This window comes from Streptomyces avermitilis MA-4680 = NBRC 14893, from assembly GCF_000009765.2.
GTDB classification, from domain to species: Bacteria; Actinomycetota; Actinomycetes; order Streptomycetales; family Streptomycetaceae; genus Streptomyces; species Streptomyces avermitilis.
Genome location: NC_003155.5, coordinates 2440647 through 2456834, shown reverse-complemented (window position 1 = coordinate 2456834; position 16188 = coordinate 2440647). Strand labels below are relative to the sequence as shown.

The 16188-nt window shown below is 72.3% G+C and carries 15 protein-coding genes; 5 read left to right on the top strand and 10 right to left on the bottom strand.

Annotated features, from left to right (window positions below; translation table 11 throughout):
- Positions 1-72 precede the first annotated feature (72 nt).
- The 3 genes from SAVERM_RS10605 to SAVERM_RS10595 form a co-directional block, all read right to left on the bottom strand.
- Positions 73-888 (bottom strand): chitosanase, encoded by an 816-nt coding sequence (locus tag SAVERM_RS10605; RefSeq protein ID WP_010983455.1) that lies wholly within the window; start codon positions 886-888, stop codon positions 73-75.
- 127 nt (positions 889-1015) lie between these two features.
- On the bottom strand, positions 1016-3202 hold the full coding sequence (locus SAVERM_RS10600) for an alpha-N-acetylglucosaminidase (RefSeq protein WP_010983454.1): 2187 nt from the start codon (positions 3200-3202) through the stop codon (positions 1016-1018).
- A gap of 195 nt (positions 3203-3397) precedes the next feature.
- Entirely contained in the window at positions 3398-4858 is a 1461-nt protein-coding gene (locus SAVERM_RS10595; RefSeq protein ID WP_010983453.1) for an MFS transporter, read from the bottom strand.
- 101 nt (positions 4859-4959) lie between these two features.
- On the opposite strand from SAVERM_RS10595, the gene SAVERM_RS10590 reads away from it, so the two are divergent.
- Positions 4960-5361 (top strand): winged helix-turn-helix transcriptional regulator, encoded by a 402-nt coding sequence (locus SAVERM_RS10590; RefSeq protein WP_010983452.1) that lies wholly within the window; start codon positions 4960-4962, stop codon positions 5359-5361.
- A gap of 52 nt (positions 5362-5413) precedes the next feature.
- Here SAVERM_RS10590 and SAVERM_RS10585 read toward each other — a convergent pair whose 3' ends face one another.
- The 4 genes from SAVERM_RS10585 to SAVERM_RS10570 form a co-directional block, all read right to left on the bottom strand.
- Positions 5414-5836 carry an acyl-CoA thioesterase gene (locus tag SAVERM_RS10585; protein WP_010983451.1) on the bottom strand — a complete coding sequence of 141 codons (423 nt, stop codon included), beginning with the start codon at positions 5834-5836 and terminating at the stop codon, positions 5414-5416.
- Between the two features lie 141 nt (positions 5837-5977).
- Positions 5978-6601, bottom strand: coding sequence for a hypothetical protein (locus SAVERM_RS10580; RefSeq protein WP_037647287.1), 624 nt, complete (start codon positions 6599-6601; stop codon positions 5978-5980).
- Positions 6602-6660: 59 nt separating this feature from the next.
- Positions 6661-7260, bottom strand: coding sequence for a histidine phosphatase family protein (locus SAVERM_RS10575; protein WP_010983449.1), 600 nt, complete (start codon positions 7258-7260; stop codon positions 6661-6663).
- A 111-nt stretch (positions 7261-7371) separates the two neighbouring features.
- A complete protein-coding gene (locus SAVERM_RS10570; RefSeq protein WP_010983448.1) occupies positions 7372-8580 on the bottom strand; it encodes a pyridoxal phosphate-dependent aminotransferase in 1209 nt (402 codons plus the stop codon).
- An 85-nt stretch (positions 8581-8665) separates the two neighbouring features.
- Here SAVERM_RS10570 and SAVERM_RS10565 point away from each other — a divergent pair, with 85 nt between their 5' ends.
- Positions 8666-9304 (top strand): winged helix-turn-helix transcriptional regulator, encoded by a 639-nt coding sequence (locus tag SAVERM_RS10565; RefSeq protein ID WP_037647292.1) that lies wholly within the window; start codon positions 8666-8668, stop codon positions 9302-9304.
- 374 nt (positions 9305-9678) lie between these two features.
- On the opposite strand, the gene SAVERM_RS10560 is transcribed toward SAVERM_RS10565, so the two are convergent.
- Genes SAVERM_RS10560 through SAVERM_RS10550 form a run of 3 tightly spaced genes read right to left on the bottom strand, consistent with a single transcriptional unit; the run spans position 9679 to position 13349 of the window.
- Positions 9679-10524 (bottom strand): hypothetical protein, encoded by an 846-nt coding sequence (locus SAVERM_RS10560; protein WP_010983446.1) that lies wholly within the window; start codon positions 10522-10524, stop codon positions 9679-9681.
- Positions 10524-11786 (bottom strand): VWA domain-containing protein, encoded by a 1263-nt coding sequence (locus SAVERM_RS10555; protein ID WP_010983445.1) that lies wholly within the window; start codon positions 11784-11786, stop codon positions 10524-10526. The genes SAVERM_RS10560 and SAVERM_RS10555 overlap by 1 nt, the downstream gene beginning before the upstream one ends.
- 54 nt (positions 11787-11840) lie before the next feature.
- Positions 11841-13349, bottom strand: a complete 1509-nt coding sequence (locus SAVERM_RS10550) for an IucA/IucC family protein (RefSeq protein ID WP_010983444.1) — start codon at positions 13347-13349, stop codon at positions 11841-11843.
- A gap of 94 nt (positions 13350-13443) precedes the next feature.
- Between SAVERM_RS10550 and SAVERM_RS10545 the strand changes: the two genes are divergently transcribed.
- Genes SAVERM_RS10545 through SAVERM_RS10535 form a run of 3 tightly spaced genes read left to right on the top strand, consistent with a single transcriptional unit; the run spans position 13444 to position 16186 of the window.
- Entirely contained in the window at positions 13444-14952 is a 1509-nt protein-coding gene (locus SAVERM_RS10545) for an IucA/IucC family protein (protein WP_037647295.1), read from the top strand.
- A gap of 41 nt (positions 14953-14993) precedes the next feature.
- Positions 14994-15908, top strand: coding sequence for a HipA family kinase (locus SAVERM_RS10540; RefSeq protein WP_010983442.1), 915 nt, complete (start codon positions 14994-14996; stop codon positions 15906-15908).
- Positions 15905-16186, top strand: coding sequence for an Rdx family protein (locus SAVERM_RS10535; RefSeq protein WP_037647298.1), 282 nt, complete (start codon positions 15905-15907; stop codon positions 16184-16186). Before SAVERM_RS10540 ends, SAVERM_RS10535 begins: the two co-directional genes overlap by 4 nt.
- Positions 16187-16188 lie beyond the last annotated feature (2 nt).

The following is a 16188-nucleotide window of genomic DNA, read 5'->3' as shown; positions in this document are numbered from 1 at the left end:
CGCGCGGCTCCGTGTCCGGCACGGAGCCGCGGCGTCCCGGCCGTGCGCCTCGGCCGCGGCCTCGCGCGGGGGTCAGCCGATGTGGTAGCTGTCCCCGTACACCTTCCAGTCCAGTGGCGGATCCAGGTTCAGGTTGCCCTTCGTCAGGAAGACCCGCTGGGCGGTGTCGACCCGGCTGGTGTCCGAGTGGGCCTCCTCCTGCCGCATCGCCCAGACCCGGGCGTCGAGGAAGGCGTTCAGGTACGTCACCTCGTTGCCGCCCTGCGCCGGCGGCTCGGCCTTGGCCAGGGCGCGCCCGCGGATGCTGCTGAAGCTGGTGCTGTCACCGCCGTCCCCGTGCATGACGATGGCGTCGTAGTACGTGAACTGTCCGAGTACGCCGATACCGTCCGCCTTCCCCTGCCGGACGGCCGGGTCGAAGTAGACGCGGTCGCGTTCGTCGTTCTGGGCCTGCTGGAACGCCGAGTCCTGGGCCGCGCGGCGCCAGTCGCCGGGGAAGCCCGGGTCCAGGCCCTGGTGCGAGTCGCCGCCGTTGACGTTGCGCAGGGCGGGCAGATACGTGGCCAGGACGTTCCCCGGCTTGCGCTGGGTGTAGAGCTCGACGAGGTCGAGCATGTCGCCGGTGCCGGAGCAGAAGCCGATGATCCCGGCGGTGTAGCCGCGGCCGTCGCCGATGTCCTCGATGTACTTGTACTGGGCCTTCCAGTCCAGCGAGGAGTTCTCCGCGCTGGACACGAGCTTCATGGCGATCTCTTTCTTCGCCGGGTCGTCCAGGCCGACGGGTGCGGCGGTCGCGGACTGGTTCGCGACGAGTGGGCCTGCCACCAGTGAGGCTCCGATCAGGGCGAGCAGGGTGCGGCGTGAGGTGCGTATGTGGGGGGAGTGCACGGTACCTCCAAGAGGGGGAGTTCGTCGTTCCGCGTACTGTTAGGAAAGTTTCCTACCAGAGTTCGAGGGTGACGTATACCCGTCAAGAAAGCTGAGTCGGTTCCCGTGCCGCCCCCGGCCGCCCCGGCTATCGCTCGGCGGTCAGCCGTTCGTGCACCCGGACGGCGGCCTGGTACGTGTCACCCGTGGGCCGCGTCGCCAGGCCCCCGGGATTCCGGGTCCAGCGATCTTCCAGGGCGAACCAGTCGGTCTTCTTCGGCGTGCGTCCCTCCCGCGACGCCGACCGCAGCTCCGCGAAGTACGTCGACCAGCGCAGCCGGTACAGCCCGCCGACCAGTCCCGCCCACTCGCGGTTGGCGTAGTCGCGCAGCCCGGCGTCCGCACCCGCGCGGGTGCCCCACACGGTCAGCAGCGAGAGGGCGTCGTACGCGAGCCGGTCCCGCTCCGCCGCGCTCGCACCCCACGCCCGCGCGTCGGCCACCCAACGGCCCAGCAGATGACGGGAGTCGGTGGCCAGGAGTGCCTCCAGCAGGTCCATCAGGGCCAGCCAGACGCCGGTCAGCCGGTCGAAGCGGGCGGTGTCCTTGGCCTCGTACGCCGTCCTGATCTGCGGGAGGAGTACCCGGCTGCGGTTGGAGAGTGCCTGGCGGGCCACGTCGAGCAGGTCGCGGCGGTACGCCGACGAGCCGCGCAGCCCCGGCCGCACCTTCAGGAGCTCGCCAAGCGCCGGTTCGAACTCCTCGGGCCGGTAACGGAGGCGCTTCGGCGACCAGGAAGCCGCCTTCGTCGCCGCGAGGGAGGGGCGCGCCCCGAACAGCCCGTCCGCGCCCTCGCTCCACGAGTCGGCGCGCGTGGTGCCGTACGCGGTCCGGCGCAGGATGTCCCAGGCGGCCTCCGCATGTGGATCGCGTCCCCCGTAGCGCGAGCGCGCCCACCGCGCGAACCATGCGCGCAGGTCCAAGTCGCCCTCGCGCCAGGCGAGTTCGGAAAACAGGGCGAAGGCGGCCGGATTGTTGTCCGCGGCCTCCGGGAGCAGAGCGACACCGCGCAGGGTGCTGCCCGGCCTGGTGCGCCACCGCTCGTACAGCGAAGCCCAGTCGGGAGTGTTCGCGCCCAGGGTCGTATGGCCGCCGAAGTTCCAGATCGAGCCGAAGGCGTACGGGGTGCCGTGCCAGTCCGCCTCGCGGTCGGTGACCTTCGGGAAGCGGTCACAGAGGCCGTCCACGACGAGCATCCGGTCCTTGTCCACGGCGTCGACGATCGCCCTGGGCGGGTTGTGCTGCCAGCCCAGGATCACCCATACGGCGCCCGGGTGCGCGGCCCGCAACGCCCTCTCGACGCCCTTCGCCGCGTCGCCGACGGGCACGTCACCGGGGCTGCCGCCCTCGTGCAGCAGGTCCATCTTGTAGCGGGTCGAGGCGCCGCCGAACATCTCGTCCTGGATCCGGTAGAAGGCCGCGGCCACCCGTGTGAAGTGCTCGGTGCGCGGGTCCAGCCAGTCGGGCCTGGCGAAGCCCATCCAGGTGCCCTGCGGGACGGTGTGCGCACCCGCGTTGCGGTCGGCGAAGCCCGGCGGAACCGTGCCGAAGTAGCCGGGGAACACCGGTGTCATGCCCAGCTCCCGCAGCCGGTTCGCGATGCGCCGGCCGAGCGCGGCCCGGGCGTCGAGGAGCTGTTGTGAGACGGGGTCGGGGAAGGCGGAGAGGTTCTGCAGCAGCCACCAGGGCTGATGGGCCGGCCCCGGAATCCACTTCCGCAGCTCCTCGTCGGTGTACCCGAACTCCTGGAACACCCGGTGGTGGAGCGCGTCCGCGCCCGTTTGGACGAGCACTTCGTTGTAGCCGTGCAGGGCCAGTACGTCGAGCTCACGCTCCCAGTACGTCCAGTCGTGGTACGGGCCCGTGTAGCCGTCGTTCGTGTCGTTGAGGGCGAAGCGGTGCGGGACGTTCGCGCGCCGGGTCACTGTGCCGGCGAGGCCCGGCAGTGCGCGGGGCAGGCGGAGCTGCCTGCCCGCCCAGTTGATGTCGGCGTCCGCGATGTTCCTCAAGTACCAGTTCAGCCCCGTGAGCTGGGTCGCCGGTGTGCCGCCCGTGACGGTGACGCGGCCCGTACGGCCGGACACCTGGAACGTGTCGCGTCCGCCCGCCGTGCGGAACGTCAGCTGCCGCCAGTGACGGGGGAGGAGCCGGCGGGCGGCCGTCGCGGCCGAGCCCGCCGCGGGCGCTCCGTCGGCCGAGGCCGGGTCACAGGCGACGGCGGCGCCCGCGGACCCGGCGGCGAGAGCGGTCAGGAGGACGCGGCGCGCCAGCGGCATGGGGTCTCCCTCGTTCCGCGGTGGGGGTGGTGGGCGGGTCCGTGGGCATGGAAGGGATCGTGTGCGGGTGCGGTGACGCCGTGTGCGGGGATCGCCGTGTGCAGGGATACCCGCTGGGCCGCGGTCTGAGCGCACGTTCCGGCCAGATGGGGGAGCGGGGCCGGCGGCGTACGTGCTGTGACGCGTGGGTGCGGATCACCTGGGGGTGTTCGCCGGGGGCTGCCCCGAGGTGGCACGCTCCGTTCGCAGCACCCCCGCCGCCAGCACCAGCGCCGCCACGGCGATGCCCGTCGCCACCATGAACGCCAGCCGGTAGCCGGACGCGGTGGCCGCCACGAGGTCGGCGCCCCCGTGCCGCAGATGGTCGGTGCGGCTCGCCGCCAGGGTCGTCAGCACCGCGAGACCCAGCGAACCGCCCACCACCTGTGTGGTGTTGAAGAGCCCGGAGGCGAGTCCGGCGTCCTCCGCACGGGCGCCCGACATCGCGAGCCCCGTCACGGCGGGCATGGCAGCAGCGAAACCGGCGGCCAGGAGAAGCAGCGGTGGCAGGACGTCGGCGAGGTAGGTGCCGTCGACCGGCGCACGGCTCAGCAGGGCCATTCCGGCGGAGATGAGCACGAGACCCGAGAGCAGCACACGGTACGGGCCGAAGCGGGCGATCGTCCGCGCCGACAGGCCCAGCATCAGCACCCCGATCGCGATCGGCGCCGGCAGGAAAGCCGTTCCGGTGAGCAACTCACCGTATCCAAGGACGCGTTGGAGATAGAGCGCGCCGATGTACTGGAAGCCGAACATCCCCCCGATCATCAGGACCTGCACGGCGTTCGCGCCGGTCAGCACGCGCGAGCGGAACAGGCGCAGACGGAGCAAGGGGCGAGGGGCTCGGGCCTGGCGGACGGTGAACGCGGAGAAGAGGGCGAGTGAGACCGCCGCGAGGACCAGCGTGCCGGCGAGCCCGCGGTCGCCGGCGCCGACGATCGCGTACACCGTGAGCATCAGCGCGCCCGTGACCAGCGCCGCGCCCGGGTAGTCGGCGCCCCTGCCGAGCCCGGCACCCCGCTCCGGGGCGAGGAACCGCAGGGCGGCGAGCCAGGCCAGTACGCCGATCGGCAGGTTGATCAGGAAGATCCAGTGCCAGTTCAGGGCCTGGGTCAGCGCACCGCCCAGGAATGTGCCGAGCGCCCCGCCCGCCGCGCCTACCGCGCTGAACACCGCGATGGCACGGGCCTGTTCACGCGGTTCGGGGAAGAGGGCGACGAGCATGCCGAGGACGACGGCCGAGGTCATCGCTCCGCCGATCCCTTGCAGGGCGCGGGCCGCGACCAGCGTGGCCTGGCTGGTGGCGACCCCGCACAGCACGGACGCCACGGTGAAGACGGCGAGCCCCGCCGTGAACATCCGCTTGCCGCCCACGAGGTCGCCCAGGCGGCCGACCAGCAGGAGCAGTCCGCCGAACGGGATCAGATACGCGTTCACCACCCAGGCGAGCCCAGGGCCCGAAAAGCCGAGGTCGCCCTGGATCGCGGGCATGGCCACGGTCACGACGTTGCCGTCCAGGACCGTCATCAACGTACCCGCGCACAGGACGACCAGGGACGCCCACCGGGAGGGCGTTCGCTGTCGCTGTCGCGTGCGGGACTCGATCAGGAACGACATGGCTGGCTGACCTCCGTGGTCTCCGAAAGCACCTTAGGTGCACGACTTGTAACGGAGTACATCGTGGGTGACCATGGATACCGGCATAAGGAGGCACCTGAATGTCCCAAGGGAACACCGCTGTTACGGCGCAGGTCGTGAACGCGCACGCGTGCCCCGTCCGCGAAGTTCTTGACAGGGTCGCCGGCAAGTGGAGCGTGCAGATCATCGTCGCGGCCGCGCACGGGCCGATCCGCTTCACCGAGCTGGAGCGCAGCATCGAGGGCATCAGCCGGCGGATGCTCACGCTGACCCTGCGCAACCTGGAGCGGGACGGGCTCGTGACGCGCACCGTCCATTCGACGGTGCCGCCGAAGGTCGAGTACGAACTCACCCCGGTGGCAGGGGAGTTGCACGCGACCCTGCTGTCGCTGACGGACTGGGCCGAGCGGCACCGGGTCACCGTCGCACAGTCGCGCGCGGCCTACGACGCCCGGCACCGGCCGGAACTGCTGGATGGGTAGGAGGCCGCGCACCCGCTCTACAACACGGCGGGCGCGGGGTCGTGATTGACGGTCAGAGGTCGAACAAACCCGGGTCGGCGGCCAGTGCGCGGAAGTACTCGCGTGGGTCCGCGACCAGCCTGCGCTCCTTGAGGTCCAGCAGTCCGCCGACCGCCGTCAGCTCGGCGGACACCGTGCCGTCCGTCTTCCGGATCGTCTGCTCGACGCGGAAGCTCTTGCCCTCGCCCCAGACGAAGCCGCACGTCACCTCGACCTCGTCCCCCGCGCGCAGCTCCCGTTTGTAGCGGATGGTGGTCTCCAGGGTCACCGGACCCACGCCCTTGCCTGTCAGCTCCGTCTGGCTGATCCCGGCCGCGTGCAGCAGCGACCAGCGGGCGTGCTCCGCGTACTGGAGATACACGCTCTGGTTGAGGTGTCCCTGCACATCGGTCTCGTACCCGCGGACAGTCACTGCTACGGAAAACGGCTCTGCCACGACTTCCCCCTCTACGACGATCAGGACGGACGCAACACTAACGGAGCACTAGTGAGCGAGGGATCTCCAATTCCCTTGCCCCGTAGGCTCTTTGGGGCTTCGGGCTTCGGGCTTCGGGCTTCGGGCCGCCGGGGCGAGACCTCATACGCGCCTCGGTGAGGCCAGCACATACCGCGCCCCCGTGCGCGGCTCCGCGTGCTCGCCGACCTGCCAGCCCGCCTTCTCCAGCGTGGCCGCGCAGGCGCGCAACGCCTCCGGGTCCGGCTCCTGTACCGCGACCGCCTCCGGCTGGGGAGTCGCGCGCACCCGGTACCCACCACCGTCCGTGCCTGCCGGCCGGTGCCCCGCGGCCTCCAGCGCGAGCGCGGCGGCCTGCACCAGATGCGCACGCTCCCACCCGCACGGACGGTCGACGGCACCGTCCGGGCTGGTCATCCGGCGCAACTCCAGGAGCCCCTGCCAGGCACTGTGCACCTCGCGGAGGCGGGAAGGGCCGGCCTCGCCCTCCTCGCCGCCGATCCGCGCGGCGAACACGCCGGACCCGGCCTCGGCCGGCGCGGGTGTCTCGACGACCGGCTCGGGAGCTTCACGTATGCGATGCCCGGCGGGCGTCAGAAAGTGGTCGTGCGGCGGCCGCGGATGCCGGAAGGCGAGTCCTCGCTTCACCAGGGCGGCGAGCTGGGCCTCGGTCCCCTTCAGTCGCCCGGTGACGGGATCGGCGGCCTCGATGACGCGCCGCTGCGCGGCGGTCGGCGGTCGGGTCACGGCGGCGCTCCTTCCTTCGTCCTCTCGGCGGGCGGCCTGCTGACCGGCCCACTTGAAGACTACGAGGAGGGTCTGACATTCCAGCTGGCCACCACATGGCGGCGGTGCTCCGTGCTCAGCCGGCTCACCGTTCCGGTCGCGAGCTGGAACAGGGCGCCGCCCGAGGCGGGCAGCCCCAGCCGCCGCGCGGCCAGCACGCGGAGGAAGTGACCGTGGGAGACCACGACGACACTGCCCTCCGTGTCGGCGAGCGCCGCGTCGACCTTGGCCAGCATGCGCTCCGCGCGCGCCCCGACCTCCTCCGGACTCTCCCCGGGGTGCTCCGGCGGGCCGGGCTCGACCCCGTCCGTGAACAGGAACCAGTCGGGCCGGGTCCGGTGGATCTCGACGGTCGTGACCCCCTCGTACCCGCCGTAGTCCCACTCGCTCAGGTCCGCGTCGACGCGCGCCCCGTCGAGCCCCGCCAGCCGCGCCGTCTCCCGCGCCCGCCGCATCGGGCTGACGAACGCGGCCCCGACGTGGTGCGAGGCGATCAGCGGAGCCAGCCTGCGCGCCTGCTCCCGTCCGTTCTCGGTGAGCGGAATGTCGGTCGACCCCGTGTGCCGCCCGGACACCGACCACTCGGTCTCACCGTGCCGTACGAGGAGAAGGTCACCCATCGCCACACCCTTTCTGTCCCTTCGTACGGTGACACCGCCGGGTGCCGGCCGCAGGTCCGGCTGCGCCGGACAGCCCTACTGCGCCGGACAGCCCCAATGTGCCGGACGGTCTTACTGCCGGTACCCGCTCAGGAACCGCCCGATCCGGCTGATCGCCGCGTCCAGGTCGTCCGCGTGGGGGAGCGTGAGGATGCGGAAGTGGTCGGGGCGGGGCCAGTTGAAGCCGGTGCCCTGGACCACCTGGATCTTCTCCCGCAGCAGCAGGTCCAGGACGAACTTCTCGTCGTCGTGGATCTTGTGCACGGTGGGGTCGATGCGCGGGAACGCGTACAACGCGCCCTTCGGCTTCACGCACGAGACGCCCGGGATCTCGTTGAGCTTCTGCCAGGCGCGGTCGCGCTGCTCGTACAGCCGGCCGCCCGGTGCGGTCAGCTCCTGGATGGACTGGCGGCCGCCGAGCGCGGCCTGGATCGCGTACTGGGCGGGGGCGTTCGCGCACAGCCGCATGGAGGCGAGCATCGTCAGGCCCTCCAGATAGCTGCGGGCGTGCTGCTTGGGGCCCGTGACGACCAGCCAGCCGGACCGGAAGCCGGCCACGCGGTACGTCTTCGACAGGCCGCAGAAGGTGAGGACCACCAGGTCGGGCGCGAGGGCGGCGGCCGAGTGGTGCACGGCGTCGTCGTACAGGATCTGGTCGTAGATCTCGTCCGCGAACACCATCAGGCCGTGCCGACGGGCGAGATCGAGGATGCCCTCGACGATCTCCTTCGGATAGACCGCGCCGGTGGGGTTGTTGGGGTTGATGATGACCACGGCGCGCGTGCGGTCGGTGATCTTCGCGGCCATGTCCGCCAGGTCCGGGTACCAGTCGGCCTGCTCGTCGCAGAGGTAGTGCACCGCCTTGCCGCCCGCGAGCGTGGTGACGGCCGTCCAGAGGGGGAAGTCCGGGGCCGGGATGAGGACTTCGTCGCCGTCCTCGATCAGCGCCTGTACGGCCATCGAGACGAGTTCGGAGACGCCGTTGCCCAGGAACACGTCGTCGACGTCGACCTCCAGGCCACGGTCCTGGTAGCGCTGGGCCACGGCGCGGCGGGCGGAGAGGACGCCGCGCGAGTCGGTGTAGCCGTGCGCCCGGGGGAGCATCCGGATCATGTCCTGGAGGATCTCCTCGGGCGCCTCGAAGCCGAAGAGCGCGGGGTTGCCGGTGTTCAGGCGCAGCACGCTGTGGCCCGCCTCCTCCAGCGCGTTGGCGTGCTCGATCACCGGGCCGCGGATCTCGTAACAGACCTCGCTGAGCTTGCTCGACTGCCGGAACTCCATGCGCTGTGCCCTCCGGTTCGTGGTGTTACTTGGTTTTACCAAGTCAGAGCTTGGAAAGTCCAACAACATGTCTAGACTGCGTCGCATGCCACCTCGCCGAAGCTACGACCAGTACTGTTCCGCGGCCCGAGCCCTCGACGCCGTCGGTGACCGCTGGACCCTCCTGATCGTCCGCGAGCTGCTCGGCGGCCCGCGCCGCTACACCGATCTGCACGCGGACCTGCCGGGTGTGAGTACCGACGTACTGGCGTCCCGGCTGAAGGACATGGAGCGCGACGGGCTGACGACCCGGCGCCGGTTGCCGCCGCCGGGTGCGGTGTACGTGTACGAACTCACCGGGCGCGGGCGTGAGTTGCTGCCCGTTCTCCAGGCGCTGGGCAGCTGGGGTGCGCCCGCGCTGGCGGAGCGCCGGGCCACGGACGCGGTGCGCGCGCACTGGTTCGCGCTGCCGTTGCTGCGCTCGCTGGAGGGGGACGGCCTTGCCGTCGGCCTGCTCGAAATCCGCCTGGAGGAAGGGCGGTTCCATCTGCACCTGGGTGCGGCGGAGGGCCCGGCGTACGGCGAGGGACCGGCCCCCGAGGAGCCCGACGCGCGTCTGGTCATCGACGCGGACACCTGTATGGCCCTGAGCCGTGAGACTTTGACGCTCCATCAGGCCGTACGGGAGGGCCGCGCCGAGATCACGGGCGAGAGCGCGCTCGCCAAGCTGCTGCGCGGCGACTGACACCGCCCGTCGGTCTCGCGCGGGCGGTCGCCCGTCCGTCTGGTGGGGGCCGTCGGCTGCCTGTCCTGCGCGGGCCGCCGTCGCCCGTTCGTCCCGCGCGGCCGTCCGTCCGCCTGTTCCCACGGGCCGTCTCCCGTCCGTCTGGTGCGGGTCGCCGTCCGCGCGGCCCCCGTACGGCCCCCGTGCACCCGCCCTTGCGGCCCCGCGCACCCGCACCCACCCCCGCACGGGCCACCCGCACCCACCCCCGCACGCGCACCCACCCCCGCACGGTCGCCCGCCCCCGCACGGGTCACCCGCCCCGCACCCGCACGCACAAGGAGGCCCGCCGTGCCATGGGGCACGGCGGGCCTCCGCCTTGTCGCGCGCGTCCGTCACGCGCCCGGTGGTACCTGCCTGGGCCGGCCCGAGCCCTTCGTCAGCGCGTACCCGCCGATTCCGGCGAGCGCCGCGAGGATGCCGCCGATCGCCGTCCACACCCAGCGGTCGGTCCACCAGCCGGAGGCCCAGCCGTCGTCGGGCTCCAGTGAGAACAGCGAGGCCTTGGCCGAGTCCGATCCCTCGTCCGACGTGTCGGAGGCCGTCGCGATCCCCGGCACCAGCGGCTGGGACAGCGACCCGTCGACCGCCGCCGAACCGCCGATGTCCTTGGAGTCCACCTGGACCTCCGCGCTCACCGGCAGCCCCAGGTCGCCCGTCGCCACGTCGACCAGGGTCAGCCGGACGTAGTACGTGCCCGGCAGCGGATCATCGGCCCACGGCTCCGACCACGCGCGGACCGTGCGCAGCGTGCAGGACAGGTCGACGGAGGTCGCGTCCTGGGCGGCCGTCCGCGTCTGCGCCCCGTACTGGCACGCCTGGCGGCGCCGCAGCCCGTCGTAGACGTCGAGCTGCCAGGTCTGGCTCGCGCCGCGCTCGGCGGACTGCGGGAACTTCACCGTCGCCTTCACGGTGGGCCGCAGACCGGTGTCCGCGGGGAACGACCAGTACAGGTAGTCGCCCGCGGAGCCGCCGGCCGTGGCCCGCTGCCCCTGCGCGATCTCGGTCGCGGTACGGAACGAGGTGCCCGCCGAGGTGGGCGCGGCACTGTCCCCGGAGGGGCTCGCGGACGGCGAGGAGTCGGCGACGGCCGGTGCCACGGCGGCGCCGAGCAGCAGACCCGCCGCGACCAGGACACCCGAGTTCCGGACACCTGACTTCAGTACACGTGAGATACGCATCAGTTGGTCCTCCAGACCGCGAACCGCCAGCGCGACAGCCAGCCCCACAGCAGACCCGCGAGGAAGCCGGTCAGCACCAGGGCGCCGAGCAGCCACCAGCCGCGCCCGAGGCCGAACGAGGCCACGTCGCCCGCCTGGTCGGGTCCGTCCACCACGTCGACGGTCAGCTCCAGCGGCAGTCCGGGCGTGGTCTTCACGCCGGCGGCCGGCGAGAAGGAGTGGGAGACCTGGAGACACACCGTCTCGGCGGTGGCGTCCTCGTCGTCGCTCTCGGCCTTCGGATAGCGCAGACCCGTCGACACGACGTCCGTACGGCCCGTGCCCGCGGCCTCACCGCGGACGATCTCACGGTTGTGCACGGTCACCGCCCGCAGCAACACCCCGTAGTCCGGGTTCACCTGACGGTCGGCGGAGAGGCTCACCGAGGCGCGCAGCTCCTGCCCCGGCTTCACGTCCACGCGGTACCAGCGGTGCTGGGCGAACTCCGCACGGTCCGTGAAGAGCCCGGACTTCAGCGTCGGCGCCTTCGCGCAGTCGGCGGCGCCGTCCACGGCGACCGGCGTCACCACCTTGTCGGCGGCGCGGTCCACCAGCTGGTTGACCTTGTCGGTGAGGTCCTCCTTGTGCTCCACCGAGGTGTACGTGCCGCCGGTCGCCTCGGCGATGCAGCTGAGCTGCTTGCTCAGCTTGCTGTTCGGCACCAGACCGAGGGTGTCGATGGTGAGCCCGACGCCCTTGGCCGCGATCTCCCGGGCCACCTCGCACGGGTCGAGGGGGGCGCAGGTGTCCTCGCCGTCGGTGATGAGGACGATGCGGTGCGAGCCGGTGCCGCCGTCGAGGTCGTCGGCCGCCTTGAGCAGGGCCGGGCCGATCGGTGTCCAGCCGGTCGGCGAGAGCGTCGCCACCGCCGTCTTGGCCTCGGTCCGGTCCAGCGTCGAGACCGGGTACAGCTGCGCGGTGTCCTTGCAGCCCGTCTTGCGGTCGTCGCCCGGGTAGTTGGCGCCCAGCGTGCGAATGCCGAGCCGCACCTCCTCGGGCGTCGCGTCCAGCACTTCGTTGAACGCCTGCTTCGCCGCGGCCATCCGGGATCCGCCGTCGATGTCCCGGGCCCGCATGGAACCGCTGACGTCGAGGACGAGGTCCACCTTGGGCGCGTCGGCTGTCGTCTCGTCGGCGACGGCGCCGGCCGGGAAGGCGAACCCGGCCGTCAGGGCGGCGAGCAGAGCGCAGAGCCCCACCGCCAGCCGTTGTCTTGTGATCATCGGCGGATCCTATTGATCAAAGGGTCCGGGCTTCAAAACGAGCGGGCTCCGGTCTCAGAACGCGCGCGTGACGAGCGGGTTGGGCAGCTGTGCCCAGCTGTCCCCCGGCCGGTCGGGCGACAGCCGCATCAGCGTCAACGCCTTGGCCGGCAGCGGCTCTTCGAGCAGCGCCGTCAGATCGGGGGTGCGCGGCAGATCCCGCGCCGCGGCGGCGAGCGCCTCCCGCAGCGCCGGCCCCGACCCCGCCGTCGCCGCCAGCGCGCCCGCGACGAGGGAGCCGAACAGTTTGCGGCGCAGGGTGGTTTCGTCGTCCGTGACGAGACGCCCGCCGAGATCCGGGAGCGGGACACCGTGCCGGGCCAGCCGGGCCGGGCTGACGCGGATGTCGGCGAGGTCGCGGTACACGAGGCGCAGCGGGGCACCCGTGGCGGACAGGACCACCAGGAGGTTCTGGCCGTGCGCCTCCAGGGCCACGCCCAGGTCGAGCAGCCGCAGACCCACGGTGAGCGTGAGCCGGGTGAACTCGGCGAGCCACGCGGGAGAGCCGGGCAGCCCGGTACCGGTGAGCGAGGCCACCGGAACGACACGTTCCGCCGCCTCCGCGTCGGCGTACGTGTCCGGGGACTCGCGTACCACCGCGGCCAGCTCGGGCCGGCCGGCCGTGGCCGCGCCCAGGGTGCGGGTGATGTGCAGCAGGCCGTCCGTGCGGGCGGCGAAGGCCTCGGCGAACTCCGACACCGTCGCGGACGTCTCGATCGAGTACACGGAGATGTCCCGCACGGACGATGTCAGCCGGGCGCTGAGCGCGGTCTTGACGTCCGGGCCGCCGTCGCGGAGCGCGAGGGTCCGCAAGGACATCAGCGGGTGGGCGGCCGGCCCGTCCTCCACCGGTGCGTCGAGCACGTGTGCCGTCTGCCAGGGGTGGACCGGAATCAGCACGCGCTCCCCGTCCCGCAGCCACTTGGGCCACTCGCCCCGGACGAGACACTCCTCCACGGCCACGAGGCCCAGCCGCACCACCGGCCGGTGCTCGGGCCCGTAAGCGAGCTGCTCGGCGGCCGAAAAGCCGGGCCGGGAACGGCAGTTGGGGTGGAACGGATGCCCGTCGACCACCCGCTGTTCCCACTCCCAGCTCGTCGTCGGCGACTTCGGGTCGACCCGCGGCTGACCGGCCCGCGACAGGGCCAACGAGGCGACACTGTGGTCGAGTTCGGCGGCCAGGGCCGGGCCGTGCGGGACGCCGAGCGCCGACACCAGCCGGGCCGGATGCGCGTACGACGTCTCGTCGAGCCGCACGCCGGTGACGTACGGAGCGGTCGCGTACGGGTCCGAGGGCGGGCCGTGCAGCCGGCGTCCGTCGGCCAGCCGCAGCGTGAGTCCGCCGGGCTCCGGCTCCCGGTGCGCGATCCACGGCAGCGGCTCATGGGCCAGCGCCCGCCACAGCCGGGTCAGGACGGCCGCACGGGCGCCCGGGAGCGCGGCCGCGTACGGCGCCGACAGGCCGGGCCGTACGGCGTCGAGCTCGGCGGCGAGCTCGGACTCTGCGGTGGCGGGACGGTGCACGGTCGGGCTCCTCGGGGGACGGGTACGGCGTCGCGGCGGCACACGACGACAGACATACTGATCGCCAGTGCACCGGATGGACCGTATGGAACGAATGGATCGCGTGGACCCCATGATCCCGATGTCCCCCGGGGACGACGTCGGACCGGCCGCCGACGCCTATGCGGACGCGCCGCTGCTGAACTGTCTGCTGCGGGAAATGGGGGAACCCGCCGGCGATCAGGGCGTGTACCGGCTGCGCTCCGGCGGCAGGCTGCTGCGCGTACGCGGGGACCGCCGCCCCCGCGACCCCGAGGTGTACGCAGGCGGCGCCTGGCACCGGCTGACCCATGCCGAGCTGGTGAAACTCGTCGCCGAGGAACTGCGCCGGGGCACCGGTCTGTCCAATTCCGAGCTGCCCGGCGAGATGGTCGACAGCCGGGACGCGGTGGCCGCGCTGCTCGGCGCGCGCGCCCGCGCGACGCCGCCGGACGACCCGTATCTGCGCTCCGAACAGTCCCTGATCACCGGCCATCCCCACCATCCGGCGCCCAAGGCCCGCGGCGGCGGCCCCGTCACCGGATGGCTGCCCTACGCGCCCGAGGCGTACGCCCGTTTCCCGCTGGTCCTGCTGGGGGTGCGCGCGGACACGGTCGTGGAGGAGGGCGACACCACGGCGCTCGACGCGCTCGCCGAGGCCCCGCCCGGCTACCGGCTGCTGCCCGCCCATCCCTGGCAGCTGGACCTGGTCGGCGCCCGCCCGGAGATCCGCGACGCCTTCGCGGACGGCCGCCTCGTACGGCTCGGCCGGACCGGGTGTGCCGTCTGGCCGACGGCCGCCGTCCGCACGCTGTACGCGCCCGAGGCGGACCTCTTCCTGAAGTTCAGCCTCGATGTGCGCATCACCAACGACGTACGCCGGCTGTGGCGCCACGACCTGCTGAAACTCCGCCGCACGGACGAGGCGGCGGCGAACGCCTTCGCCGCGGCGCGCGGGCCCGCGGCGTGGCTGAGCGACCGCGGCTACCGCACCGCCGGCTTCGCCTTCGAGGAACTGGCCGTCCTCGTCCGCGACGGGCTCGCCCCCCATCTCCTGCCCGGTACCACCCCGCTCCTCGCGGCCGCCCTGGTGGAGGGCTTCGACGGCAACCCGCTCGACCGGCTCGACGATCCGAGGGCCTGGTGGGCGGCGTATCTGCGCCAGGTGGTGCCGCCGGTGCTGGACGCGTTCGCCCGCCACGGGGTCGTCCTCGAGGCGCACCTCCAGAACACGCTGGTCGCCGTGGACGCCGACGGCATGCCCGTCCAGGCGCTCTTCCGGGATGCGGAAGGGGTGAAGCTGCTGCCCGACGTGAGCCGGGCGGCCGGCTGGGAGCGGCTCGTGTACTGCCTGGTCGTCAACCACCTCGCCGAGCTCGCGGCCCTGCTCGCCGAACGCCGGCCGGGAACGGACCCGTGGCCGGCGGTACGACGGGAACTGGCGCGCCACGACCTCCCCGAAGTCGGAGAACTGCTGGCCTCACCCACGCTCCCCGGCAAGACGAACCTCCTCCTGCGGTGGACGGGCGCGGACGGTGCGGACGCCCGCTATCTGCCGCTGCCCAACCCCCTGGCCCGCGCATAAATCCGATCACTCGGGTGAGCGACTGTTTTACAGTGGCCGGTGTGCTGCGCGAAGTGACTGCCGTTCGATACGTGACCCCGTTGCGGGCGGGCGGCTCCGTCCCCGGAGTCGTCGAGGCCGACGACCTGGGGACCTACGTCGTGAAGTTCACCGCCTCGGCGCAGGGCCGCAAGGCGCTGGTCGCCGAGGTGATCGTCGGCGAGCTGGCGCGCCGCCTCGGACTGCGCTTTCCCGAGCTCGTCCTCGTCCACTTCGACCCGACGGTCGCCGAGCACGAGCCGCACCAGGAGGTCCAGGACCTCCTCCACGCCAGCGCCGGAGTCAATCTCGGCATGGACTACCTGCCGGGCGCCGAGGACTTCACCCCGGAGATCGCGAAGACCTTCGACGTCGACCCGCTGGAGGCCGGCAAGGTGATCTGGCTGGACGCCCTCACGGTGAACGTCGACCGCACGGTGCACAGCTCGAACCTGATGATCTGGCCCACGTTCGGCATCGCGCCCCCGAGGCTGTGGCTGATCGACCACGGCGCCGCCCTCGTCTTCCACCACCGGTGGGACGCCTCGTCCCCGGAGAAGGCGTACGACTTCCGCTCGCACGCGCTCGGTGGTTACGCCCCCGACACCCGTGCCGCGGACGCCGAGCTGGCACCCCGGGTGACGGAGGAGCTGCTGCGTGAGGTGCTGGCGGAGGTGCCCGACGCCTGGCTGGCCGACGAACCGGGCTTCGACACCCCCGACGACGTACGCGCCGCCTACGTCGGCTACCTCGCCGCCCGCGTCAGGGCCTCCGGGACCTGGCTCCCCACGGACTTCCCCACCCGAGAACAACTCACCGCCGAGGACGCCCATCGCGCGGCGAAGACCCGGGCGGGCCGCCCCAACTGGCTCAAACGGGTCCCGGACCTGCACGGCAAACCGGCGGCTGAACAGGATTGGTCGGTGCACCTCGGATGACCACCCCGCACACTCATCGCGTCCAGATCGAGTACTGCACCCAGTGCCGCTGGCTGCCCCGGGCGGCCTGGCTGGCCCAGGAACTGCTCACGACGTTCGAGACCGAGCTGACGGAGCTGGCGCTCAAGCCGGGCACCGGGGGCGTCTTCGTCGTCCGCGTGGACGACGAGGTGGTATGGGACCGGCGGGAGCAGGGCTTTCCGGAGCCGACGGCCGTGAAGCGGCTCGTACGCGACCGAGTGGCCCCGGAGAAGTCCCTGGGCCACTCGGAGAGGTGACC